This window comes from Curtobacterium sp. MCPF17_051 (assembly GCF_003234595.1).
In the GTDB taxonomy this organism is placed as follows: domain Bacteria; phylum Actinomycetota; class Actinomycetes; order Actinomycetales; family Microbacteriaceae; genus Curtobacterium; species Curtobacterium flaccumfaciens.
Genome location: NZ_QKSE01000015.1, coordinates 37,172 through 60,889 on the forward strand (window position 1 = coordinate 37,172; position 23,718 = coordinate 60,889).

Consider the following 23,718-nt stretch of genomic DNA (forward strand, 5'->3'; position numbering starts at 1 on the left):
TCGAGCCGCAGGTGGGATCGAGCAGTCAGCAACGGCTCCGCGATACATGGGCGAGCGACGCGACCTACCGGGGACTATCCGTGGAATCTCCATCTGCGTGTTTGCGGTGCGTTGCGACGAAGTCGCGCGCATCGTTCAATGCAATCTGAAACAGGTGCTCGTTCGTTGCGGGCCAGGCTGATGTCGACGGCGACAGGGCCGGGACGTTGTCGATGTCCGCGCCTAATGCGGCGGCGATGTCTTCTGGGTCAAACAGCTGAGTGAGCAAGCCCTGATCGGTGCGCCGCAGCAGAGATATGCCCGGATTGGCGCTCGACTGCATAGTGGGGACGAAACGAGCGAGAATGTCGAGGAGTCGCCAGTCGCCGTCGACCCATTGTGTGCGCAGCCAGCGCTTGGCTGCTCCCGGTTCGATAGCGTCCCACAGGAACAGCATCTGCATGTATTCCACGTCCGCTTCGAGGGCGCCCGCCGGTCGTTGGTCGCGAAGTTCCGCAACGAGCATGCCGGGAAGGGCAGCCTGCATTTCGAGCCAGCGCTGCTCGACCATTGCAATTGGAACCCGACCGTACATTGCGGTGAAGTCGCGCCCGGACTCAAGGCTGCTGCCGAATTCTATGGCGACTCGTCTTCCGCCGTCACTCGCCTGCAGCTGAGTGAGTATGAGAGGGAAGGTGGATGTGGGCAACCGAAGCATCGCCCATCGAATCAGCGGGAAGAGGGTCCACCGTCTGAATTCGTCGTCGACGTCTGAAGGAATGAAGTGGTCGATGAGCCATGACGTGAATGCGGTGGCGTTGGGTTGGCGTTCCTGAAGCTTTCGGCTTACAAGCGCGCTATGTGAGCGTAAAATGCGCGCGAGATCGTCTAAGGCGGCTGGGTGGAACCCGCCGTCGTTGAGGACCTCTACTGCGCGGTCGATCAGCTGATCTGAGACATCGTTTTCGGGCACGAGGTAGGCGAAGTACCGGTGGAAGTAGTCCGGATTAGACACTCTCCGAGGCTCGAGATCGGCGCTCCCGGACGCGTATCGGGCCTGCTGCTCAACGAGGTCACTTCGCACGGCGGGGAACAGCGCGCCGAGGACGAATGCGACGTCGCTCGCGTCAGACGCTGCGACCCCGGTTCGCTCGAGACGAGCGATGAGATCGTCATGGCGCGTCTTTCCGTCCGACTCGTTCGCGGCGGTTGCCCATGGGTCCTTCGGCTGCGTACCGAGCGTCCACTCGCGGTGGTCGTAGACCATCGCGTATACGCGTGGTTCGGCAACGCGTATCCACGTGAGTAGCAGGAAGTCGATGACGTCGACGTCCCGTGCAACGTCTGGGGTGAGGACGCCGAGCTGCGCGAAGAAGCGACTGATCGAGCGGACCGTTCGAAGTCGTCGCGCGATGGCTTCGTTGTACACACGGTCAAACCGGTCCCGATCCAGCGCGGTCAAAGCCAACCCCAGACGTTCCTCGAGTGCTTCGAGATGCTTGGAGACCAGCTGCGCGGCTTGGTCGGGTCGGAGGGGAGGCAGGTCCAGCCGCACCTGCACGATCTTCTCGAGGTAGTCCTTCGCTCGGTGCTGACGGGCGCCCACCAGCGGAGTACGAGTGAGCACGTCGAGCAGTGTCGTTTCGTCGTAGCTGAGGAGGTAGAACACGTTCGGGAGTCGGCCGACCAGGCGCACGAGCTTGGCGACGAGCACCAGCTCCTGCGGGTCCAGCCGATCAAGGTCGTCCATGACGACCAGGACCGGCGCCGGCGCTTCGCGCAGCGCCGCGGCCGCTTCCTTATACGCGCGCGTTGCGGAGTGGTTCACATCGACGAGGTCCGCGATGCCGTGCATGGCCGCAGCACCGTCGACGCCGGTGAAGGCGCCCATGATCCCGGCGACCGGAGCGATGGAACGACTCAACCGCGCGATCGCCTTCCGAGCTGATCGCGTCTTTTCAGAGTCTGGCAGCGCCGCGTGAAGCTCCTCGAAAAAGCCCAATTGGATTGCGGCTTCGTCCGGGTACGCCCATGGGTTGAAACGGGCGACCTGCCATGCCCTCGGTTGGGCATGAAGCTCTGTCTCCACGAGGTGCAGGATGCTGGTCTTTCCGCTACCCCACGGTCCGATGAGCCCGAAGACACTTGACGATCCCGCGGACGCGGCGGCGTTCAGAGCGCCAATGACCTGTTGAACGAACGGGCCGCGGGTGAGGCGGTCGGCGTCGTCCGAGCTGATGGGGTCGTCGGAGAAGTACGAGGTGCTGCTCATTGCGCGTCCCGCGGTCCACCATTGGATGCTGCCGCTTCCCACTGGTCGACGATCCCCTCGGCGTAACGCTCTCGTGTTGCCTTCCGTGCTCCGCGCAGCACCTCACTTGAGATGCCCCCCAACTCGAAAGCAGCGCGACCCTGCCAGTTGTGTCGAAGCGCGGCCGCGACGAGCTGCGCCGCGGTGAACGTGTATCCACGGTCGCGGAGCCGCTGCAAGCCATCGATCACCTTGGAGCGATCGCGGCGGTCGATAAGGGCCGTGCTGGAGTTGACAGAGTTGGTGAACGTGGCGACTGCCGCTTCGACGACCGGGTCGATCACAGGTAGGAGGTTTGCTGGTGCCGCGCCGGCGAGCAGGAGCGGCCTGTAAGCGTCGATCCAGGGGACATGGGTCTCATCGGCGCCGACGAGCGCAATTCCGGCCGGCGAGTCTCTTTCGAGTCTGAGGAGGTGCTCCAGGTCTGGGTAGTACGAGAGCTGGGGACCTTTCGACGTCGAATTGGCCGGCGAGTGTCGCCACGCTGCGAAGGCGCCCTCGCCGGAGCGATGTAGTTCCGCGAGCACAACGTTCTCATCCAGAACGTTGCGGTGAGGAATTTGGATTCCGAGCCGCTGAGATGTGTCGAGGCCATTCGCCCACTCCACAGCGAGCCTGGTGGCTTCGGCAGGTGAGACGTCGGCGGCAACATATGCGCGAGGAGTACCGCTGCGGTCAGGCTCGAACATCATGCGCACAGTGTGGCCTGGACTGCTGAGATTGAGAAGCGCATGAACCGCCGACCTATCTGCTCGGAATCCCCTCGGCGACAGAACGTTGGAGTCGGCGGTCATGTCGCGGCTTCGTCTTCCGCTTCGCGAACGGTTCTGATCGCCACACGAGTCGCTCGCCACGACGGCCGCACCTTATGGCCGCTGGCCTCGGATGGTGCCCTGGCGTATCGGCTCCGGACTGGCGCAGAGGCTTCCCGCGGCGGTGCGCGGGGTGGATGGCTGGCGAGGCCAGGCATGCCCCCCGCCGCGGAGCGGGCATGACTCGAGGCGTCGCCGAACTGAAACCTCAAATCGAACGCTGAATGATTTTTGCTGCTACAGTCGAACCTGTGGATAACGCGGAAGTGCAGGGAGACACGGTCTCGATGCTTCGTGCTGCCCGTGGGCTCTCGCAGGCGGCGCTGGCTGCTGCGGCCGGCATCCCGCAGAGCCGCCTGTCCCGAATAGAGCAGGGCCTGGAGGTGGTTCCGGCGTCCGCTGTCTCGGGGCTTGCAGTCGCCCTCGATGTACGGCCTGAGACGCTTGGAGTGCGGGCGGAGGAGTTCACCTCTGCCAGAGTGTTCCACCGGAAGCGCGCAAGTCTGCCGGTGAAGGTGGACCGCCAGGTTCGCGCCGACGCTGCCGTCCGCCGTTTCCAGGTTCGCCGAGCCCTCGGTGAGGCGCTTCCCGCCGTGCGGATCGCGCACGATCCGCTTCCCGATGACGGCACCTACTCGCCCGTGGATCGGGCCACTGAGCTGCGACGGCGCCTTGGGCTTGGTGTCGAGCCGATCCCGTCGATGACCGCGGTCCTGGAATCAGCGGGTGTGATCGTGCTCCCGGTGAACCTCGACTCCGTGAAGTTGGACGCGATCGGGGGCTGGCCGGAGCAGGGGGCGCCCATCATCCTGGTGTCAACGCATGCACCCGGTGACCGGCAACGATTCACTCTCGCACACGAACTCGGCCACGCGGTCCTGCACGATGGGGCCGGCGACAACCAGGAGGCCGAGGCGGACCAATTCGCGTCCGCATTCCTGCTGCCGTCCGCGATGGCTCGCACCGAGCTGCAGAACCCGACGCTCAGCACGTTGGTGGCGCTGAAGGCACGGTGGGGGATGTCAATCGCCGCGCTCGGGCGGCGCGCCCGCGACCTCGGGCTCATGACCGACCGCGAGTACCGCGACTTCAACATCCAGCTCAGCACGACCGGGATGCACCGGAAGGAACCGGTCGAGATCCCCACGGAACACCCGACTCTGATCCGCGACACCCTCGAACGCATCACCCGAACTGGCACCACCCTCGACGACATCGCGGCGCGCGCCGGGATGAGCGTTGACTCCTTCATCCGCTCCTACGTGGAGGCACCATGAGCAACCCGATCATCGCCACCGCCCCCAGCGCATTCGCGCGCGGCCCTGAACCGCAGCGCCGCACGTCCAGCGACAGTCTCGCCGGGATCCGTCACCGACTCCTTATCGGTGCCGCGAGCGACAGCTTCGCCGTCGCATCGCACCTCGATGCGACCAGGAACGGAATCGTCCTGCTGGGCAAGAGCGAGAGCAAGATGCTCCGGAAGCTCCGCGAGACGTATCCGGACCTCCCGATCCTGGTCGACCGCGCCCCCTACGACTCCGCGACCGCCACCGCTGACGCGCCCTTCCCGCTCCCGGAGCGCACCGACCAGCTGCTGCCCACACCGACGCTCCGCGACATCGTCGACGGGCAACTTGCCGAGGGTGCGACCCTCGCCGTCCTCGCCATGGCTTATCTCGCGGCTGAGGACCCGGAGCCGCTACGCGCGGCCATCGCGCAGATCAAGGCGGAGGACATCTCCAACGCGATCCTCATGGTGCCGGCGGACTTCAGCTGGCTGAAGCGCGCCAACCGCAAGCAGTTCATCGCAATCCTGAAGACGTCGCCCATCCCCGTCGCAATCGGATTGAATCACCGCGGCAACGCGCTCCGCGACCCCGATTGCCTCGCCGGCTTCCGCGAGCTGTTCGAGCAGGTCCCTGACGCCATGCCCTGGCGGATCGACCACAACGGACTCGGTGCCATGGCCCTCGGCGCTCCGGCCGCGGTCATCGGCGTCCTCGCCTCCCACCGACACGTTTCCGTGCAGGGCGAATTCTCCCGGACACCGCACGACAAGCACCCGAACGTCTGGGTCGCGACCCTGATGATGTGGGGCAAGGCCAGCGAGTTGCGCCGCAACTACTTCGCGACCACGGATGCACCGGGCTGCGCCTCCGCACCGTGCTCCGGCGACAGCCCCGTCCGCTTCACCGACAGCGCGGCCGACATCGCCGCAGGCAACATGCACAACGTCCTCGCGTTCCTCGACGAACATCGCTCGATGCCGACCGACCCGGACCTCGCCCGCGATTGGTGGCGCACCCGCATCCGTAGTGCCGTCGACGCGACCGCCGCGTTCGGCATGCGGGCTCAGCGCCCGGGACTCAAGCCACCTGCCGACGTCCACAACTGGTTCAACGAACTCCACTGAGCCCGCACAAAGCCCGCCGCGGACAAATGCTCGGCGTAGAGCCCTTCGCAGAACGCCCACCACTCTGCGGTGACCCGCTCGACCTGGAGCTCGTCAGGTGGGCACAGGAGAACGCTCTCCGCCGCCGACGATCCTTGCCGCACACCGATCCCATAGAGATCGGCCATCGCAAGGTCCTGATCGGACACCGCGGCACCACCAGGCAGCAACACCGACCTGGACGCGTACCCGGCCAGCCGGTCCGAGCGGGCAATTCCTGTACCAAACGAACGTGCGGGGACGACCGCCTCGAGCGGTGCAAGGGGTATTGCTCCGACGCGATTACCCCACGGAGACCCGTCGACGTCGTATACCGCGTTGACGAGACCCGTGCCGAGTAACGCTTCGATCCCCGCCGAACCGCCAAGATTCACGGGTCCGATCGTCGTCGTCGGCAGAGACAATGCAGCCGCGAGGGTAGCGACCTCGGTGACGGCACCGATCCCGAGGCTGCCGCGACGATGGTCCTCCTCGACGTCGATCGCGTACCGCAGTGCGAACGGCACTCGCCGCCACGAGGACTTCATCCACCTCGGCTGTGCGTCATCCATCGGAACTCCGTGCAGCGGCGCCGCGTCGATCTGCATCGTCGACCTTCCCTTCCGCTGCTGTGACAAAGACTCGCACCGCGTCCCACATTGGGTGCGGGAGGCGTTCGTACCGTTGTACCCGCTCGACTGCGCTGGAGCGAATCCGCCGAACCAGGTCAACCGCTTCTAGCTTCCGCAACGTCCGATGCACGGTGGACGGAGCCAGGCCTGTCGCCTGCTGAACGCGAGGGCTGTCGAACTCGCGGGCACCAGACACAACCGCCCACGCGATCTCGAGCAGATGGTCGTTGCCGAACAGCGTCTTCGACAGCACAGACAACGACTCCATGCTCCGATCGTACCGAAGTCGGATTCTCGAATCTAGAATCAAGTCAAGCCGACATAGTGCGGTCGCTGGTGACCGTCTCGACAGGCGCCGATCGCCTGGACACCGCGTCCAGTCCTGGCCTTTCACGCGCGTCGACCGGGGCGCGACGGCCACGCCGCGGCTCGAACTTGGTGATTCCCCACCGGAAGATCAGCGAACCTCCGACGGGCGCTAGACCGATCGTCATCCCGCCGTCGCACACAGGCTGTGTAGGGTGACGGCCTCCTGCGTGGCGAGTTGGCGACAAGTTCGGAACGAGCCACGGACACCAAAGCCCCTCAGCAGAAATGTCTGCAGGGGGCCTCGCCGATCAGATTCGCCCCGCAACGTCGGTCCCGATACCGCAACGGTTGCGTCAGGCAATGTGCCGGCGGATCGCTGTGGAGAAGCGCGTATTAGGCTGTCGCCGTGGGCTGGCTTGAGCATGTGCGGTGCTTTTTTTCGACGTTGTCAGCGGGGGAGTGGGTCTCGTCCGGCCTCGCGTTGGCTGCAATCGTCGTGTCCATCGTCGCGCTTCGTCACACGAAGCAGCCACGTCCGTCTATTTCGTCGAGGACGCAATGGGAACTTCCGTTCACCAATCCGGACCCTACAGACGCGTTCGACGAAGTGGAGCCGATCGACGTGATGGTGCTCAACCGCGGTGCCGGAAGCGCGTTCGACGTCGTTGTTTCGTTCCCCGATGCTGAGCAAAGTCAACCGTTAGGCACGATCGGCACTGACATGACACGGACCGCCTCGTTCAACTCACGGAGCTTCCCGGGGGATGCGCCGTACAAGTACGTCGTTTCTTGGCGGGAGTACCCGCCGAGCAAAGGCCGGTCGCGAAAAGTCAAAGGTGCGGCGACGGTTACCGACCCGACGACGTACTCGTGATGCCGCGAGTATCGCGTTCTCGCCAGCTGTCGAAGGTCGCCCGAACTGTCGAGAATTAGCCGACAGTGACCCCCGAGGCGCCCGGGTCTGGTGGGCGGAGGGGGATACATGTCCTCTGCCGTCGAGCGGGCAGCCAAGGGTGCGAAGCCTCGGCCGTAGTCGCGCCGATCCAGGCCCCGTCCGGCGTCTTGGGGTCGCGACTAATGCTGCAGTTTCAGCTCGTCCCACCAGCGGAAGAGCGCGCCACGGGCGATGTGTTCGAATGTCGCCAGGAGCATCGGTGCCTCGTCCGCCATCCAGCTACCGCCGAGACCGCTGGTGCTGAGCCCGTAGGGCACCTCTTGGACGGCATCGTTCAGCTCGATCCGCGGCTCATCGAGCATCGGCAACGGGAACGGCTTGCCTCCATGGAGAGCGTCTGAGCGGTACGCGTAGACACGTCGGGCATGTTGGCGCATCTCTCCCCACTCCAGACTTCCGTGAACTGGACGCACTGACGGTGGCAACGGAGCACATTCCGCGAGGAAGTCGACAAACTTTTTCGTCGCCCGTACCTGCGACGCCATCAGTTTTGCGACCTTCGCCCTCCGGGCCGGTTCAACTGGAGCCAACACCGTCCAAAGCTCCGGCCACAGGGACTCGATGAGTTCCTCTGGAGACGCCGAGATTTTCTGTCGATGGTTCGCTGCGATCTCTACGGCCGTCACAAGGTACAGCCAGGACTGGTTTGGATCCTCGTTCGACCACCACAGGCCGCTCGCGTACGCGCGCGCCGCGCGAACAAGCTCTACCTGATCCTCTTCGCCGATGCGCGGGAAGCTCAACAGACGCTCCAGCAGGCTGAGATCGGCCGCCCTCGACATCGTGGCTGGAATGAACTCCTTCCCGGGACGTCCCGGGGTAGCTAGCGCGGGAACCTCCAGCAGGATCGGCGGGCGCACAGTGCCAGGCTCGTGGAAGCCGGAGAGCCGACTCGTCCCGGCTGCCCTCAGCCGGACTCCCAACGTCAGCGCAGCGAGTGCCGCTATCTCGTCGCTGGGAGTCCCGCCGTGGTAGGACTTCGAGTCGGAAGGGGCCAGCTCGCCGTCCACGACGAGTCGCGGTGCGAGGTCAGCGTGTGCACCCGACATGAGCTTCAGCGCGAGGCGGACGCTTGCCGCGCTCTCCTGCTCGAAACCCACGACAGTTGAAAGAGAGTAGGGGCCGTGCTGCGTCGGGACGCCGACGAAGTAGCGGTCCGAGTACAGGTCGTCCTCCATCCGCTCCAGCTCCACGTCGCCCGCGGCATGGGCGTTCCAGTTGATCCACGCGTGTGTTCCCATCGTCGAAGGATCGCAGACGCCCTCGTCGCACGGGAGCCCAAACTGCGACGCCGACGCCGACGCCGACGCCGACGCCAACGCCCTTGCCTGCACCAGTGCTTCGGCGAGGTCAGAGAGTGCGCTCGCGAGTGGCGCCGTCGCCGCGGAATGGCCCCTCACTAGCCTGGCCATATGCAGGAGCACCCAATCGCGGTATGCAAAGCCGCCGCCGCGCTCGAGCAGAGGCCAGCACCTGGGCGGCAGGATCAGAAACCGCAAACCCCCGCGATGGACACACGGTTGCGCCCACTCCGCCTCGACGACGCGGCTGTCCTGGCTGCGGTCATCACCGAGAACGCCGACCACCTGCGACCGTGGGAACCGGCGCGAGCGCCGTCGTACTACACGGAGTCCGGGCAGCGGGACGTCATCACGCAGACCCTCGCAGCGCAGCGGGCCGGCAACGCGGTGCCGTTCGTCATCGAGTCGACCGACGGGGAACTCCTCGGCCGCATCACGCTGAGCGGCGTCGTCCGCGGTGCCCTGCAGTCCTGCGCGATGGGCTACTGGATCCGCGCCGACCGTACCCGCCAAGGTCACGCGTCCCGTGCCGTCCGCGCCGCTGCGGCCCACGCGTTCGACGTGCTCCGTCTGCACCGCGTGCAGGCCGAGACCCTGCCCGAGAACGTCGGCTCGCAGCGCGCCCTCGAGTCGGCGGGCTTCACCCGCTACGGCTTCGCGCCGGAGTACATCAAGATCGACGGGGTCTGGCGCGACCACGTCATGTTCCAGCTCCTCGCGCCGACGCCGGCCCCGTGATCGAGGTCGTCGAGTACCGCACGGCCTGGCCCGAGCGGTTCCGGCAGCTGTCCGATGCGTACGCCGCCGCGCTCGACGACGCCGACGTGCCGTTCCGGAGCATCGAGCACGTGGGCAGCACGTCCGTGCCGGGCCTGGCGGCGAAGCCCGTGCTCGACGTCGACGTCGTGGTGGACGCTGCCGACGTCCCGGCTGCGGTGGCGGCGATGGCGATGATCGGCTTCGAGCCGCGCGGTGAACTGGGGGTTCCGGGTCGGCAGGCGTTCCGGGCTCCGGAGCGCTTCACCCCGACGAACACCTACGTCGTGGCGGCCGGGTCGCTCGCGCTGCGGAACCACCTGGCCGTTCGCGACGTCCTGCGTGCCGACCCGGCGCTCCGCGACGAGTACGCCGCCGTGAAACGCCGGGCGGCCACCGAGGCCGAGGACATCGACGACTACATCGAGCGCAAGAGCGACGTGCTGAGCCGGATCCTCCACGCCGGTGGCCTGGCTGACGACGAGCGCGCCGCCATCACCGCCACGAACCGTCGGATCACCGACCGCGGCGCGGGCGGCTGACCCGACGGGAACGAGCCTCAGGCGCTGGCGAGCATCGGGTAGAGCGCGGTGAGCGGGGCGCTCAGGCCGGCACGGACGTCGCGGCTGACCTGGTCGGCGAGGACCTCGTGCTCCCCGGCCTCGACGGCGTCCCAGATCGACCGGACGATGTCGGCGGGATCGGACTTCTCGACGTCGAGCCCCTCGGTCATGCCGGTGTCGGTGTAGCCGAGGTGGGCGCCGACGACCTGCGTTCCCTGCGGAGCGAGCTCGAGTCGCAGGGAGTTCGTGAGCGACCAGAAGGCGGCCTTCGAGGCCGAGTAGGCACCGCCGAGTGCGATCCAGCTGAGCACCGAGTGGACGTCCACCAGTGTGCCGCCGGCGATGGTCGGGGCGAAGGCCTTGGCGACGCGGAGCGCACCGAAGACGTTCGTCGCGAAGAGGCGCTCGACCTCGGCGACCGAGGTGTCGAGCAGTGGTTCCATGCCGCCGATGCCGGCGTTGTTCACGACGATCGTCGTGTCGGCGGCGGCACGGGCTGCGGCGTCGACGCTCTCCTGGCTCGTGACGTCGAGGGCGAGGGGGACGATGCGCTCGTCGTCCCAGGTGCGCGGGTTCCGGGCGGTCGCGTAGACCTTGGTGGCGCCACGCTCCAAGGCCTGGCGGACGAACTCGGCGCCGAGGCCGCCGTTCGCTCCGGTGACGAGGACGACGGCGTTGGTGAGGTCGGTCATGAGTGCTCCAGACAAGAGAAGTTGAGTACGGAAACCGAACCTAGCACGTTGTGTCCGGAAATCGAACCCAGCTAGGATGAACCCATGCTCGGCATCCTCGGCGGCGACGAGCGCTGCCCCATCGCACGCTCCCTCGACGTCCTCGGCGAGAAGTGGACGCTCATGATCGTCCGCGACGCCATCGGCGGCTCGACCCGCTTCAGCCAGTTCCAGCAGAGCCTCGGCATCCCGCGCGAGGTCCTGACCGCACGGCTGGCCTCACTCGTCGACGGGGGAGTGCTCGAGCGCACGACCTACAAGCCCGAGGGGGCACGTGCCCGCGAGGAGTACGTGCTGACCGACGCCGGCCGCGACCTGTCGCTCGTGCTGCTCGCCCTCGGCGGCTGGGCCGACCGGCACCGCCCGTCCGAGCGGGCCTCGGACCTGCGCTTCGTCGACGCCGAGACCGGCGAGGCGGTCGAGGCCGCCGCCGTGACGGTGGATGCGCAGCAGCGCATCTCGACCACGCGCCTCCGCGCCGTCCTGGAGCCAGCGTCCTGAACGCGACCAGCTGACGGACAGGAGGCCCGTGGCGGCCCCGCCCCGCGCCTCCAGTCCGCTTGTTGGGTGCGTCAGCGACGCACGTCGCACCCGCAACTCGCGCCGAGGACCAACTCGGCGGGGACCAGGTCGCGGTGCCACTGGTTGTCGGCGTCGAGGCCGAGTACGCGGTCGACCGCGGCGACCGCCATCGTCTCGATCGGCTGCCGGACCGTGGTGAGCTGCGGGTTCGTGTAGTCCGCCTCGGCCGCGCCGTCGAACGACACGATCGCGACGTCCTCGGGGACGCGCAGACCGAGTTCCCACAGTGCGCGCATCACGCCGATCGCCTGCATGTCGGAGCTGACGAAGACGGCTCGGGGTCCGGTCTCGTCGGCGAACATGCGGAGGCCGGCTTCGTAGCCTCCGCGCCGGGTGAAGTCGGTGCGGACGATGGGGCCGTCGGGCAGGCCAGCCTGGCGCAGGGCACGCATCCAGCCCTGCTCACGGAGCTCCATCGAGCCGGTGTGTCCCATCACGAGGCCGATCGAGCGGTAGCCGTGCTCGACCAGGTGCTGAGTGCCGTCGAGGGCGCCGCGCAGGGCGTCGACGCCGATGCTCGCGTACTCGGGGACCTCGAAGAACGTGTTGAGCAGGACCATCGGCAGGCCGGGGTCGGTGACGGTCGACAGGTCCGGGTGGGTCATGATGCTCGTCACGATGATGCCGTCGACCTGGCGGGCGGAGAGGCTGCGGAGCCGCTCGCGTTCCTGGGCGGCGTCGCCGTCGCTGTTGGCGAGCAGGACGTCGTAGCCACGTGCAGCGGCGGCGTGGGTGACGGCGACGGCGAGCTCGGACCAGAACGGGTTGTCGAGTTCGGGCACGATCAGGCCGAGCATCTTCGACGAGCCGGTGCGCAGGGCCTGGGCGCTGGCGTTCGGACGGTAGCCGAGGACGCGGATGGCCTCGCGCACCCGGGCGGCGGTGGCGGCGGCGACGGGGCGCGGTCCGTCGTGCACGACGTAGCTGACGACGGAGGTGCTGACCCCGGCGTAGCGGGCGACGTCCGCACGGGTGACCGCCCTCGGGTTCGTCGGGACGGTCACGGCAGCCACCTTCGTCGGGTCCGGGAGCGTCGTTCGGGTGCCGGCCCACGACGGACCGGCACCCGAACGACACATGTTACTCGGACGCGATCGTAGCCGACGACGTGCTGCCTGCTGCCGTCGGTGCGCTTGCCGTCGCAGCGCTCGTCGTCTCCGGGGCGTCGCCGAAGTCCGGCACCTCGAGTCGGGCGCCGCCCTGCAGCGCGGACTGGTGGGCGATGATGCCCGGCAGGGTGAAGCGCGCGGCGGTCCAGGCGTTCACCGGCGGCAGGGTCCGGTCGACGACGGCGCGGACGAAGTCGTCGGCGAGGAACTGGTGGCTGCCCTCGTGTCCGGTCGGCACGCCGTCGTACTCGGCGGGCAGGCGGTCGGTGTCGTGCACCTCGGCGTAGCCGGAGACGAACGCGTCGCGCAGGGACGGGTCGACGTCGGCCAGGCGCGGGTCGTCGAGGGACATCGTCGCCTGGGTGTCGATCTTGTCGCTGATGTCGTACGAGTCCTCCTTGTCCTGCCAGACGCTGGTCTTCGCGAGCTGCTCGAAGCTGGCCTCGGTGCCGAAGTAGCGGAAGCGCGACTCACGGATGTGCGACGGGTAGCCGACGCGACGCATCTCGTTGATGCGCATGACCCCGCCGTTGTCGAGCTCGAACAGGGCGGTGGCGTTCGAGAAGTCGTTGTCGAACTGGCTGACGTCCTTGTCGAAGACGCCGTCGCCGCGGTCGTCCTTGACACCGATGCAGCTGACGCTGACCGCGTGCCCGGGGATCGCGCCGAGGACCCCGCCGACCGAGTGCGTCGGGTAGAGCATGGGCGGGTAGCTGGCGGTGCGCTTCCACTCGTCGCCCCCGCTGTACTGGTACGCGGCGTAGAAGCCGAGGTCCATGTCGTGCACGTAGTCGCCCTCGGCGTAGAACACCCGGCCGAAGGCACCGGCGGCGACCTGCTCGCGGGCGAACACGGTCGCGGGGTTGTAGTAGCTCGTTTCGCCCATCATGTAGGTCAGACCGGTCTCGCGGACCGCCTGGATGATGTCGCGGATCTCGTCGACGGAGATCGCCATCGGCACGGCGGAGTACACGTGCTTGCCGGCGCGCAGGGCCTTGACCACGAGCGGACCGTGGGTCCAGCGCTGCGTGAAGATCGCGACGGCGTCGACGTCCGAGGCGAGGACGGCGTCGAAGTCCGGGAACGTGCCGTCGAGGTGCTGCGTCTCGACGAGTTCGGACGCCCGCTCGTCGACGAGGTCCGTGACGTAGACGCGGTCGACGTCGGGGTGGAGCTTGAACAGCTTGGCGAACTGAGGGGCGAACTGGCCCGCGCCGACCATTCCGACAGAGATCATCAGTGACCTTTCCAGGGTGTGGGATGCGTCGCCGAGCGGGTCGCTCCGATGCGATCGAGCGCCATCCTGACACACGTGGTCTACACGTGACAACCCCGGTCCACAGCCCGGAAACCGGGTCTTGCGAGCGGTGGTCCCCACGTGTAGATTCCCGGCTCACGGACTGCTGCACGTCAGTCCACCGCAGACGAAGGAGTCGCGATGGCAACCGAGAGCCCTGTGTCGTCACCCTTGACGACCGCCAGCACGAGACGGAGGAGTCGGTCCGCCGACCTCGCCCGTGCCCGCACCACCGCACCGAGCCGCCGCCCAAGGAACGACCTGTGGCTCGCGCTCGTCTTCATCGCCCCGGCAGCCGTCGGTTTCGCGGTGTTCCTGGCCTGGCCGACCGTGCGGGGCATCTACCTGAGCTTCACGTCGTACAACCTGCTCACCGAGCCCGAGTTCACCGGCCTGCAGAACTACGCCCGCCTGGTGCAGGACTCGATCTTCTGGCACTCGATGGTGGTGACCGTCGAGTACGTGCTCATCAACATCGTCATCCAGACCGTCGTCGCGCTGTTCATCGCCGTGATGATGCACCGCCTGACCAAGTCGACCTTCGTGCGCGGCATCGTGCTCGCGCCGTACCTGGTGTCGAACGTCGTCGCCGCCCTCGTCTGGCTCTGGATCCTCGACACCCAGCTCGGCATCGGCAACGAGATGCTCGCCGCACTCGGGCTCGACCGCATCCCGTTCCTGCAGAGCGACGTCTGGGGCATCCCCTCGATCGCGCTCATCAACGTCTGGCGGCACGTCGGCTACACGGCGCTGCTCATCTTCGCCGGCCTGCAGTCGCTGCCCGAGACCGTGTACGAGGCCGGACGCATCGACGGAGCGAGCGAGTGGAAGATGTTCTGGCGCATCACGGTGCCGCTGCTCCGCCCCATCCTGTCCCTGGTGCTGATCATCACCGTGATCGGTTCGTTCCAGGTGTTCGACACCGTCGCCGTCACCACGCAGGGCGGCCCCGCGAACGCCACGAACGTCGTGCAGAACTACATCTACAACCTGGCGTTCGGCCGGTTCCAGTTCGGCTACGCGTCCGCGGTCTCGGTCGCGCTCCTCATCGTCCTCAGCATCATCACGATCATCCAGTACCGCCTCACCCGCTCGGGTGAGTCCGACCTGGACTGAACGGAAGCGCCATGACCACGACACTCACCCGTTCCGTCACCACGTCCCGCCCGCCGCGGATGGGCGCCGGCCACCGTCGTCGCCCGTCGCTCGGCCGCGTGCTCGCCTGGGTCGCGATGATCCTCGTCATCGTCGTCACCCTGTTCCCGTTCTACTGGATCCTGCGCACCGCGCTGTCGTCGAACACCGCGATCAACTCCGACCCCACCTCGCTGCTGCCCGTCGGGTTCAGCCTGGGCGGGTTCGAGCGGGTCTTCGGCCTGCAGTCCACCGAAGAGGCGTTGGCACAGGGCGGCTCCGGCGCCGCGCTGAACTTCTGGCGGTACCTGCTCAACTCGATCCTGGTGTCGACGCTCGTCACCGTCGGCCAGGTGTTCTTCTCGGCGGCGGCCGCCTACGCCTTCGCCCGGCTGCGCTGGCCCGGTCGCGACAAGGTGTTCGGGGTGTTCCTGGCGGGGCTGATGGTCCCCGCGATCTTCACACTGCTGCCGAACTTCACGCTCATCAAGCAGCTCGGGCTCGTCGACAACCTGCTCGGCATCGCCCTGCCGACGATGTTCATGACCCCGTTCGCGGTGTTCTTCCTGCGGCAGTTCTTCCTCGGCATCTCGAAGGAGGTCGAAGAGGCGGCGCTCATCGACGGCGCCGGCAAGGTGCGCGTGTTCTTCCGGCTCGTCATCCCGATGGCGGCCGCCCCGATCGCCACGCTCGCCGTGTTGACGTACATCACGAGCTGGAACGACTACTTCTGGCCGCTCATGGTGTCGTACACCGACAACTCTCGGGTGCTGACCGTCGCGCTCGGCGTCTTCAAGTCGCAGACCCCGCAGTCCGGCACCGACTGGGCCGGGCTGATGGCCGCGACCCTGGTGGCGGCGCTCCCGATGATCCTGCTGTTCGGCGTCTTCGCCAAGCGGATCGTCAACTCCATCGGCTTCTCCGGGATCAAGTGACCCGGCTGTCGGACAGGACGAACACCATGACGAACCAACTGACCCGCCGCACGCTCTTCGCCGGCGGCGCCTCCGCCCTGGCCCTCGGCGCGCTCGCCGCCTGCTCGTCGCCCGGTCGCCGCACGACGAACCGGTCGGGTGCGCGCACCGTGAGCTACTGGCTCTGGGACGCCAACCAGCAGCCCGCGTACCAGGCCGTCGCCGACGCGTTCCACCGCGCGAACCCGGACATCACCGTGCAGATCACCCAGCTCGGGTGGAACGACTACTGGACCAAGCTCACCGCGGGCTTCATCGCCGGCACCGCGCCCGACGTCTTCACCGACCACCTGACGAAGTTCCCGCAGTACGCCGACCTCGACGTGCTCTACAAGCTCGACGAACTCGACGCCACGAAGAGCATCCGCGACGACGACTACCAGTCCGGGCTCGCCGAACTGTGGAAGGGCCAGGACGGCCACCGCTACGGCTCCCCGAAGGACTGGGACACCGTCGCGATGTTCTACGACGAGAAGGCGATGGCGAAGGCGGGGGTCTCCGCCGAGGAGCTCGGGTCGCTCGAGTGGAACCCGGACGACGGCGGCACGTTCGAGCGGATGCTCGCGCGGCTGACGGTGGACTCGAAGGGCCGACGCGGCGACGAGGACGGCTTCGACAAGGACGACGTCGCCGTCTACGGCATCTCGTCGAACGGCTCGGGCGGTGACGGCTTCGGACAGACCCAGTGGTCGCCGTTCACCGGATCGGTCGACTGGTTCTACACGAACGAGAACCCGTGGGGCGACAGGTTCCGCTACGACGAGCGGGTCGTGCAGGACACCCTCGCCTGGTACTACCGGCTGGCCGAGAAGGGCTACATGGCGAAGTACGGGGTGTTCTCCACCACGACCGGGCCCGAGGTCCAGCTCGGCGCCGGCAAGTGCGCGCTGTCCTTCAACGGCTCGTGGATGATCGGCTCGTACCTGGGCATGGAGGACCTCGACGTCGCGGTCGCGCCCACGCCGATCGGCCCGTCGGGTCACCGTGCCTCGATGTTCAACGGGCTCGGCGACTCGATCACGAAGCAGGCGAAGGACCCCGAGGCCGCGGCGAAGTGGGTGGCGTTCCTGGGCAGTGATGAGGCGCAGCGGATCGTCGGCGAGAGCGGCATCGTGTTCCCGGCCCGTCCCGCGGGCACCGAGGCCGCCGTGGCGTCGTTCCGGAAGCGCGGCCTCGACGTCTCGGCGTTCACCCGGCAGGTCGAGGAGGACACCACGTTCCTGTTCCCGGTCACGAAGAACCCCGCCGACGTGCAGGCGTTGCTGCAGCCCGCCTTCGACGACGTCTACGCGAACGGCAAGCCGATCTCGACGCTGACCGGGGTCAACGAGCAGGTCAACAACCTGCTCGCCCTCACCTGATCGACGCCCTGCTGGTCCGCCCGTCGTCCGCATGCCGCGCCGTCCGGTGCGGTGTGCGGACGACGCGTTGACCGTGCCGCCGACCACGATCCAGACTGCAGGGGATGACTTCCCTCACCTCCCTCGTCTACATGTCCGTCGCCGTCGACGACCTGACCGACGACCAGCTGGTCGCCATGCTGCGCGAAGCGCGCCTCCGCAACCACGCGCTCGGCGTCTCCGGGCTCCTGCTCGCCAAGGGCGGCCGCTTCATGCAGGTGCTCGAGGGCCCGGTCTGGAGCGTCGAGGACCGCTTCGCCGCGATCGAGCGCGACCCGCGGCACACCGGCGTGAAGTCGCTGTCGCGTGAGTCCATCAGCACGCGTCGGTTCGACGGCTGGGCGATGGCGTTCGGCAGCCCGACCGGGGACGAGCTCCGTGACGAGCCCGGCTTCAGCACCTTCCTGAGCGACCGCACCGGTCTTCCGACCGGGGTGGCGGGCACGCCCGCCGACTGGCTGCTCCGCTGGTTCCGTGGGCGCGACCTGCAGGACCTGCCCGAGGAGCGCGTCACGCTCGGCCGGCACGCGGCCTGAGACGCACCACCCCTCGGACTGGGCCCACGCCGCCGGTTCCGGGCCGACGCGCCAGCGGCGGACCGGCCGTGCCGGTGGGGAGTGGCGCGGTGCCAGCTGGCACCGTCCCTCCAGACTGTGAGACTGGTCCCGTGGAACGACGTGAGCAGATCCTGGTGGCCGCGGCGGAGGAGTTCGACCGCGTCGGCTTCGCCGGCGCGACGATCGCGGGCATCGCCCGCACGGCGGGCGTCTCGCAGGGCACGCTGCACTTCCACTTCCCGACGAAGCTCGCCCTGGCGCTCGGCGTCATCGGCGAGCAGAACGCCCGCACCTTCGACGTCGTCAGCCACACCGACAGCTCACCGGTCGCCGCGCTGGTCGGAGCGTCGCACGGCATCGCCGACCTGCTCCGGACCGACCCGATCGTGCGGGCGGGCATCCGGCTGTCGCTGGAGCGCGGCGAGTTTCAGACCGCGACGCTGAGCTTCTACGAGCAGTGGATCGGCGGGATCGTCGACGTGTTCCGGTTGGCGATCGCGAGCGGGGAACTCCGGACGGACCTGACCGCGGAGCAGCTCGGATCAACGGTGGTGCCCTACTTCACCGGCGTGCAGCTCGTGTCCGACGTCCGGACGCGGCGCACCGACCTGATGCCGGCGGTGGCGACGATGTGGCGCCTGGTGATCGCGGCGACGGCGGACCCGAAGCACCGCGACCGGCTGCTCGCGGTCGTCGAGGACGCGTTCGGCGCTGACTGAACCGCTGGTACGGCGCTGCGGACGGGTGCGGCGCTGCCGGCGGGTCAGCGGTCGTGCAGCTCGCGGTCGCGGAACCACTTCAGCAGCCAGGCCGCACTGGTCCGGTCGAACGATCGCGGGAAGTCCATCGTGCCGGACAGGAACGGGCTGAAGCCGTCCTCCGAGCGGACGTCGTCGTCGTCCAGCGCCCGGTAGGCCATCGACCAGCCGTCGAAACGTCGGCGCTCGATGTCCTCGCGCACCAGTGACTTGACCTCACCGTGACGTCGGTCCTTCGCGATCACGTCGTACCGGTCCTGCACGCTCCACGCCGGGCCCTCGAGCAGCTGCATGAAGCGGCCGCCCTTGGCGAGCAGGAGCCCGGAGACCCCGAGCGCTTCGTTGCGCAGCCGGGACTCCGCGAGCAGCACCGCCATGGCCTGGTCGTCGAAGGGGACGACGGCACGGCTCATGTAGACGATGGAGACGAGCACTCCTCCATCCTGCTGGGTGGAAGGCCGCTGCGCGAAGTGGATGTCCGCAACGCGCCCTCCGGATCGGCGCTGCGGATCAGCCCTGCGGCAGCTCGTGCGCGGTGACGTCCTCGTTGCGCTTCTTCCGCCACGGGCGGGCCGGGGTGTTCGGACCGTCCCAGACCAGGATCGCGCCCCAGGCGGCGGCGAGCAGCGGCACCGAGATGATCGCGCCCGTGATGCCGGCCAGGACGGTGCCCGCGGTCAGCCCGATCAGGATGACGAGGCCGTGCAGCTTGAGCGTGCGACCCATCAGGACCGGCTGCAGGAAGTTGCCCTCGAGCTGGTTGACGACGATCACGATGCCGATCACGAAGAGGGCCTGCACCGGGCCGAGGGCCACGAGCGCGACGAGGGCGGCGAGGATGCCGGCCGCGGTGGCACCGACGATCGGGATGAACGCCGTGATGAACACGATGACGGCCAGCGGCAGGGCGAGGGGGACGCCGACGATCGCGATGCCGACGCCGATGCCGATCGCGTCGACCGCAGCGACGGTGGCGGTGCCGCGGACGTACCCGCCCAGGGTCGAGACGACCCGGTCGCCGACGCGGCGTGCGCGGGCGTAGCGCTCACCGGTGAAGGGGCGGAGCAGGAACTCCCAGATGCTCGGGCCGTCCTTCAGGAAGAAGAACAGCACGACGATCATCAGGACGAGCCCGGTCAGGAAGTTCGCGGTGGCCGAGGCACCGGCGAGGGCACCGGAGCCGAACTGCGCGCTCGTGACGAAGTCGGAGGCGCCGGCGACGGCGTCGTCGATCTGCTTGTCGGAGATCGAGAACGGCAGGTTCTTCGCGAACGTCTGCAGCTGCTGGAACCCGTCGACGGCGGACTTCTGCAGCTGTGCCCACTGGTTCTCGACCGCGACGACGATGAGCCAGCCGATCAGGCCCAGGACCGCGAGGACGCCGATGAGCACCGCGAGGGTGGCCAGCACCGACGGCACCCGGTGCTTGCGGAGCCACGACACCACGGGGTGCATGGCCGACGCGATGATGAGCGCGAGGAGCACGGGGATCGTGACGACGCTCAGGATGTTGCTCGCCCAGACGATGCCGGCGACGACCACCACGACGATGATGAGCTGGAGGCAGCGGGTCGCGAGGTGCCCGGCGGAGTCGGACCACGCGGCCTGGACCCTCGACGGAACGGGCGGAGCGGTCGGGCGTGGAGCGTCGCGGAAGAACGGCATGCCCGAGACGCTACCGACCGGACGGCCGACGCGCCGGTTCCGCCGGCTCGATCGTCCGCCCGGTGTCCTCTCCCCGCGTCGCCGGGGCGACCACGAACGCCGCGACCAGCAGGACGAGGGGCACGAGCATCGCCGTCTGCAGGCCGAGGTGCTCCCCGACGAACCCGAGCAGCGGCGGCCCCACCAGGAACGCGATGTACCCGGCGGTGGCCACCACCGACACCCGGCGGTCGCCGTCCGTGGGGTGGTCGCCCGCGGCGGAGATGGACAGGGGGAACCCGAGGGCGATGCCGAGCCCCCAGACGCCGGCCGCCGCCGCGGTGACGACCGGATTCGGTGACAGCACGACGAGCAGCACCCCCACCGCACCGACGGCTGCACAGACCCGGACGACCGGGGCGCGACCGAACCGGGCGACGAGCGGGGTGCCGGCCGCGCGACCGATGAGCATGGCCAGGGCGAACCCGGTGAACACGAGGGACCCGACGGACTCCGGAGCGTCGTGGTCGGTGGTCATCAGCAGCGGGAGCCAGTCGCTCGCGGCCCCCTCGGCGAAGGCCATCGCCAGGGTGATCACGGCGATCATGGCGAGCTGCACGGTGAGGACGGAGCGGCGGGCGCCCCGACGGGTGCCCGGGGCATCGGCAGGCGCATCGGTGGGTGTGTCACGGGGCACCGGCCGCAGGTTCAGGGCCGCGAACACCGCCAGCGCGGCCATCACCGCGGCACCGACGAGCAGGTGCACCCCGACCGGGGTCCGCGCGGCCGTCATGGCGATGCCGACGACCCCACCGACCACGCTGCCGAGGCTGAAGCAGGCGTGCAGCACCGGCACGACCGGTCGTCCGATCTGCCGTTCGACCGCGGCGGCCTCGACGTTCAGCCCGATCTCGGCGACCCCCGCCCCGAAGCCGATCAGGAACAGCCCGGCCCAGACCCCGGCGGCGACCTGCGCCGGGGCGAGCAGCGCGACGAGCACCATGCCGACGACGGGCAGCGCGCCCCCGAGCAGGATGAGCGGGCGGTTGCCGAGCCGCCGCACCAGGGCCCCGGCACCGAGGATCCCGATCATCGACCCGATCGACAGCCCGAGCAGGACGAGGCCCATCGCCTCGATCGAGGCACCGAGCTCGTCGCGGATCGCGGGCGTCCGGGTGATCCACGTCGCGATCCCGAACCCGGTCACCGTCGACGTGGCGAAGAGTGCGAGTCGATGCCGCCCGGCCATGCCCCCATCTGATCGGTCCCCGGGCGGCCCGTCAAGGGCGACCGCGTCCCGCGCCTAGGATCGGGCGCATGGCGACCGTCCTCCTCGTCCGTCACGGACGCACCACCGCGAACGCCACCGGCGTCCTCGCCGGACGCACCGCCGGCGTGCGACTCGACGCCGTCGGCCGCACCCAGGCCGAGCGGACCGCGGAGCGCATCGCCGCGGTGCCCGTCGTCGCCGTGGTGTCGAGTCCGCTCGAGCGCTGCCGGCAGACGGCCCGTGCGATCCTCGACCGGCAGACCGACCGGCAGACCGACCGGCAGACCGGGTCACCCGCCTCGCTGATCGAGCGGGCCATCACCGAGGCCGACTACGGGCAGTGGCAGGGCCGGAAGCTCGCCGACCTGGCGAAGGAGCCCCTCTGGCGCACGGTGCAGGCGAACCCGAGCGCCGTCGTGTTCCCCGGCGGTGAGTCCATGCAGACGATGCAGTCCCGGGCCGTCGCGGCCGTCCGGCGCATCGACGCCGAGGTCGAGGCGGAGCACGGACCCGGCGCGGTCTGGGTCGCGGTGAGCCACGGCGACATCATCAAGAGCGTCCTGGCCGACGCGTTCGGCATGCACCTGGACCTGTTCCAGCGCATCGGCGTCGGCCCGGCCTCGGTGTCCGTCGTGCGCTACGGCGAGCACCGCCCCGAGGTCGTCGCGACGAACACCGAGTCGGGCGACCTGTCCTGGCTGCGCACCGCCCCGGCACCCAGCGGGGACGCCGCGGTCGGCGGCGGCGCGGGCCATCCGGAACCCGATGCGCACACCGGCACCGGGCGTCCGGCACCCGACGCGCCCGCGGGTCCTGCCCGACCCTGAACGGGCGGAGCCGAGCGCTCCTACAATGCGGGTATGCCCACCATCGTCCACGGCTTCGACTGGCCGGACCGCCTCGTCGTCGGCACCATCGGCCGTCCGGGTGAGCGCGCCTTCTACATCCAGGCCCGCTCCGGTCGACGCGTCACCAGCGTCGCGCTCGAGAAGGAGCAGACCGCCGTGCTCGCCGACAAGATCGACGAGCTCCTCGACGAGGTCGCGACCGTCGACGACAACCGCTTCAGCGTGCCGCCGTCGGTGCCGGTCGAACTCCGCGACCCGGAGCCGCTCGACCAGCCCGTCGAGCCCGAGTTCCGCGCGGGAGCACTGAGCCTGGGCTTCGACCCCTCCACCGCGCAGGTCGTCATCGAGGCGTACCCGATCGACGACGAGGTCGAGATCGTGTCCGAGGAGAGCGAGGACGGCATCGAGATCGAAGCCGTCGTCGAGATCCCCGAGCCCGCGGAGCTGTTCCAGGTGAAGATCCCGGTCGGCACCGCCCGGGCCTTCGTCGAGCGCACGCGCGAGGTCGTCGCCGCCGGTCGTCCGCCCGGCGACGCATGAGCGACGGCTCGCTGTCCGTCCGGGCGCGCATCCGCGAGGCGTCCAACGCCACCTTCCTCGCCGAACTCGACGGCGCGACCGTCGTCTACAAGCCCATCGAGGGCGAGCGCCCGCTGTGGGACTTCCCGGACGGCACGCTCGCCGGCCGCGAGATCGCCGCGCACCTGGTCTCCGAGGCGTTCGGCTGGGGTGTCGTCCCGCCCACGTGGATGGGCGACGGTCCGTTCGGCCCTGGCATGGTGCAGCGCTGGCAGGACGTCGACCCCGAGCAGGACGCCGTCGACCTGGTGGCGCCGGAGCTCGCCGAGGCGGACGATTCGCCCTGGCTGCCCGTGCTCGAGGCGATCGACGAACAGGACCAGCCCGTCACGCTCGTGCACGAGGACTCCGAGGCCCTGCGCCGGATGGCCGTCTTCGACGTGGTCGTGAACAACGCCGACCGCAAGGGTGGGCACGTGCTCGCGATGCCCGACGGCCACCGCTTCGGCGTCGACCACGGGCTCACCTTCCACGTCGAGCACAAGCTCCGGACGGTCCTGTGGGGCTGGATCGGGGAGCCGCTCGGGCCGGACGAGCTCGAGGGCCTCGACCGGGTGTCCGAAGCCCTGCGCGGCGGTCTCGGCGACGAGCTCGCCGAGCACCTGACGGACGAGGAGATCGACACGCTCCGAGCGCGCTGCGCGGCCCTGCGTGCCGTCGGGATCTTCCCGCCGCCGCCCGGTCACGGCCCCGCCGTGCCCTGGCCACTGTTCTAGACGCACCCGACGATGGACTGGAGGCCCGTGGCGGTCTCGCCACGGGCCTCCAGTCCGTCCCGTGAGGGCT

General features: G+C 68.7%; 25 protein-coding genes. 14 read left to right on the plus strand and 11 right to left on the minus strand.

Annotated elements, in window-relative coordinates:
• Positions 1–64 precede the first annotated feature (64 nt).
• Both DEJ35_RS12695 and DEJ35_RS12700 read right to left on the minus strand, forming a co-directional pair.
• Positions 65–2,251: a P-loop NTPase fold protein gene (locus DEJ35_RS12695; protein WP_111192867.1), complete on the minus strand. Its 2,187-nt coding sequence runs from the start codon at positions 2,249–2,251 to the stop codon at positions 65–67.
• Positions 2,248–2,982 (minus strand): hypothetical protein, encoded by a 735-nt coding sequence (locus DEJ35_RS12700; RefSeq protein WP_146244797.1) that lies wholly within the window; start codon positions 2,980–2,982, stop codon positions 2,248–2,250. The genes DEJ35_RS12695 and DEJ35_RS12700 overlap by 4 nt, the downstream gene beginning before the upstream one ends.
• Before the next feature lie 371 nt (positions 2,983–3,353).
• On the opposite strand from DEJ35_RS12700, the gene DEJ35_RS12705 reads away from it, so the two are divergent.
• Positions 3,354–4,379 (plus strand): ImmA/IrrE family metallo-endopeptidase, encoded by a 1,026-nt coding sequence (locus DEJ35_RS12705; protein WP_181435578.1) that lies wholly within the window; start codon positions 3,354–3,356, stop codon positions 4,377–4,379.
• Entirely contained in the window at positions 4,376–5,515 is a 1,140-nt protein-coding gene (locus tag DEJ35_RS12710) for a hypothetical protein (RefSeq protein ID WP_111192870.1), read from the plus strand. The genes DEJ35_RS12705 and DEJ35_RS12710 overlap by 4 nt, the downstream gene beginning before the upstream one ends.
• Here DEJ35_RS12710 and DEJ35_RS17065 read toward each other — a convergent pair.
• Together DEJ35_RS17065 and DEJ35_RS17350 are read right to left on the minus strand one after the other, a co-directional pair.
• Positions 5,455–6,141, minus strand: a complete 687-nt coding sequence (locus tag DEJ35_RS17065; RefSeq protein ID WP_146244798.1) for a hypothetical protein — start codon at positions 6,139–6,141, stop codon at positions 5,455–5,457. The genes DEJ35_RS12710 and DEJ35_RS17065 overlap by 61 nt on opposite strands.
• The gene (locus DEJ35_RS17350) at positions 6,098–6,433 is read right to left on the minus strand and encodes a helix-turn-helix domain-containing protein (RefSeq protein WP_181435579.1); all 336 of its coding nucleotides are present in this window, start codon (positions 6,431–6,433) and stop codon (positions 6,098–6,100) included. Before DEJ35_RS17350 ends, DEJ35_RS17065 begins: the two co-directional genes overlap by 44 nt.
• A 447-nt stretch (positions 6,434–6,880) precedes the next feature.
• Here DEJ35_RS17350 and DEJ35_RS17070 point away from each other — a divergent pair, with 447 nt between their 5' ends.
• Positions 6,881–7,348 carry a hypothetical protein gene (locus DEJ35_RS17070; RefSeq protein ID WP_146244799.1) on the plus strand — a complete coding sequence of 156 codons (468 nt, stop codon included), beginning with the start codon at positions 6,881–6,883 and terminating at the stop codon, positions 7,346–7,348.
• Between the two features lie 200 nt (positions 7,349–7,548).
• Here DEJ35_RS17070 and DEJ35_RS12715 read toward each other — a convergent pair whose 3' ends face one another.
• Entirely contained in the window at positions 7,549–8,853 is a 1,305-nt protein-coding gene (locus DEJ35_RS12715) for a hypothetical protein (protein ID WP_111192871.1), read from the minus strand.
• A gap of 96 nt (positions 8,854–8,949) precedes the next feature.
• Between DEJ35_RS12715 and DEJ35_RS12720 the strand changes: the two genes are divergently transcribed.
• Positions 8,950–9,468 carry a GNAT family N-acetyltransferase gene (locus DEJ35_RS12720; RefSeq protein ID WP_258378479.1) on the plus strand — a complete coding sequence of 173 codons (519 nt, stop codon included), beginning with the start codon at positions 8,950–8,952 and terminating at the stop codon, positions 9,466–9,468.
• Positions 9,465–10,028 carry a GrpB family protein gene (locus tag DEJ35_RS12725; RefSeq protein ID WP_111192873.1) on the plus strand — a complete coding sequence of 188 codons (564 nt, stop codon included), beginning with the start codon at positions 9,465–9,467 and terminating at the stop codon, positions 10,026–10,028. Before DEJ35_RS12720 ends, DEJ35_RS12725 begins: the two co-directional genes overlap by 4 nt.
• 17 nt (positions 10,029–10,045) lie before the next feature.
• Here DEJ35_RS12725 and DEJ35_RS12730 read toward each other — a convergent pair whose 3' ends face one another.
• The gene (locus tag DEJ35_RS12730) at positions 10,046–10,741 is read right to left on the minus strand and encodes an SDR family oxidoreductase (RefSeq protein ID WP_111122922.1); all 696 of its coding nucleotides are present in this window, start codon (positions 10,739–10,741) and stop codon (positions 10,046–10,048) included.
• Between the two features lie 84 nt (positions 10,742–10,825).
• Here DEJ35_RS12730 and DEJ35_RS12735 point away from each other — a divergent pair, with 84 nt between their 5' ends.
• Positions 10,826–11,281, plus strand: coding sequence for a helix-turn-helix domain-containing protein (locus DEJ35_RS12735; RefSeq protein ID WP_111192874.1), 456 nt, complete (start codon positions 10,826–10,828; stop codon positions 11,279–11,281).
• Between the two features lie 71 nt (positions 11,282–11,352).
• Here the strand turns inward: DEJ35_RS12735 and DEJ35_RS12740 are convergent, their stop codons facing one another.
• Both DEJ35_RS12740 and DEJ35_RS12745 read right to left on the minus strand, forming a co-directional pair.
• Complete coding sequence (locus tag DEJ35_RS12740; protein ID WP_232536521.1) at positions 11,353–12,366, minus strand: LacI family DNA-binding transcriptional regulator; 1,014 nt, start codon at positions 12,364–12,366, stop codon at positions 11,353–11,355.
• Between the two features lie 76 nt (positions 12,367–12,442).
• On the minus strand, positions 12,443–13,708 hold the full coding sequence (locus tag DEJ35_RS12745) for a Gfo/Idh/MocA family protein (protein WP_375231881.1): 1,266 nt from the start codon (positions 13,706–13,708) through the stop codon (positions 12,443–12,445).
• A gap of 231 nt (positions 13,709–13,939) precedes the next feature.
• Between DEJ35_RS12745 and DEJ35_RS12750 the strand changes: the two genes are divergently transcribed.
• From DEJ35_RS12750 to DEJ35_RS12770, 5 genes are all read left to right on the plus strand, one after another.
• Positions 13,940–14,884, plus strand: coding sequence for a carbohydrate ABC transporter permease (locus DEJ35_RS12750; protein WP_220032963.1), 945 nt, complete (start codon positions 13,940–13,942; stop codon positions 14,882–14,884).
• An 11-nt stretch (positions 14,885–14,895) separates the two neighbouring features.
• A complete protein-coding gene (locus DEJ35_RS12755) occupies positions 14,896–15,837 on the plus strand; it encodes a carbohydrate ABC transporter permease (protein ID WP_175475023.1) in 942 nt (313 codons plus the stop codon).
• Positions 15,838–15,863: 26 nt separating this feature from the next.
• Positions 15,864–17,237, plus strand: a complete 1,374-nt coding sequence (locus tag DEJ35_RS12760; RefSeq protein ID WP_220036897.1) for a sugar ABC transporter substrate-binding protein — start codon at positions 15,864–15,866, stop codon at positions 17,235–17,237.
• Between the two features lie 104 nt (positions 17,238–17,341).
• Positions 17,342–17,812, plus strand: a complete 471-nt coding sequence (locus DEJ35_RS12765; protein WP_110862432.1) for a BLUF domain-containing protein — start codon at positions 17,342–17,344, stop codon at positions 17,810–17,812.
• A 131-nt stretch (positions 17,813–17,943) separates the two neighbouring features.
• On the plus strand, positions 17,944–18,552 hold the full coding sequence (locus DEJ35_RS12770; protein WP_181435580.1) for a ScbR family autoregulator-binding transcription factor: 609 nt from the start codon (positions 17,944–17,946) through the stop codon (positions 18,550–18,552).
• Between the two features lie 44 nt (positions 18,553–18,596).
• Here the strand turns inward: DEJ35_RS12770 and DEJ35_RS12775 are convergent, their stop codons facing one another.
• The 3 genes from DEJ35_RS12775 to DEJ35_RS12785 form a co-directional block, all read right to left on the minus strand.
• Positions 18,597–19,025, minus strand: coding sequence for a BLUF domain-containing protein (locus DEJ35_RS12775; protein WP_110862434.1), 429 nt, complete (start codon positions 19,023–19,025; stop codon positions 18,597–18,599).
• A gap of 76 nt (positions 19,026–19,101) precedes the next feature.
• Positions 19,102–20,256, minus strand: coding sequence for an AI-2E family transporter (locus DEJ35_RS12780; protein WP_110862435.1), 1,155 nt, complete (start codon positions 20,254–20,256; stop codon positions 19,102–19,104).
• Positions 20,257–20,266: 10 nt separating this feature from the next.
• Positions 20,267–21,484 carry an MFS transporter gene (locus tag DEJ35_RS12785; RefSeq protein WP_111192877.1) on the minus strand — a complete coding sequence of 406 codons (1,218 nt, stop codon included), beginning with the start codon at positions 21,482–21,484 and terminating at the stop codon, positions 20,267–20,269.
• Between the two features lie 68 nt (positions 21,485–21,552).
• Here DEJ35_RS12785 and DEJ35_RS12790 point away from each other — a divergent pair, with 68 nt between their 5' ends.
• The 3 genes from DEJ35_RS12790 to DEJ35_RS12800 are packed head-to-tail and all read left to right on the plus strand — an operon-like array spanning position 21,553 to position 23,648.
• Complete coding sequence (locus DEJ35_RS12790; RefSeq protein WP_111091157.1) at positions 21,553–22,332, plus strand: MSMEG_4193 family putative phosphomutase; 780 nt, start codon at positions 21,553–21,555, stop codon at positions 22,330–22,332.
• Between the two features lie 33 nt (positions 22,333–22,365).
• Complete coding sequence (locus tag DEJ35_RS12795) at positions 22,366–22,893, plus strand: DUF3090 domain-containing protein (protein WP_110862438.1); 528 nt, start codon at positions 22,366–22,368, stop codon at positions 22,891–22,893.
• Positions 22,890–23,648: an SCO1664 family protein gene (locus DEJ35_RS12800; RefSeq protein ID WP_110862439.1), complete on the plus strand. Its 759-nt coding sequence runs from the start codon at positions 22,890–22,892 to the stop codon at positions 23,646–23,648. The genes DEJ35_RS12795 and DEJ35_RS12800 overlap by 4 nt, the downstream gene beginning before the upstream one ends.
• Positions 23,649–23,718: the final 70 nt, after the last annotated feature.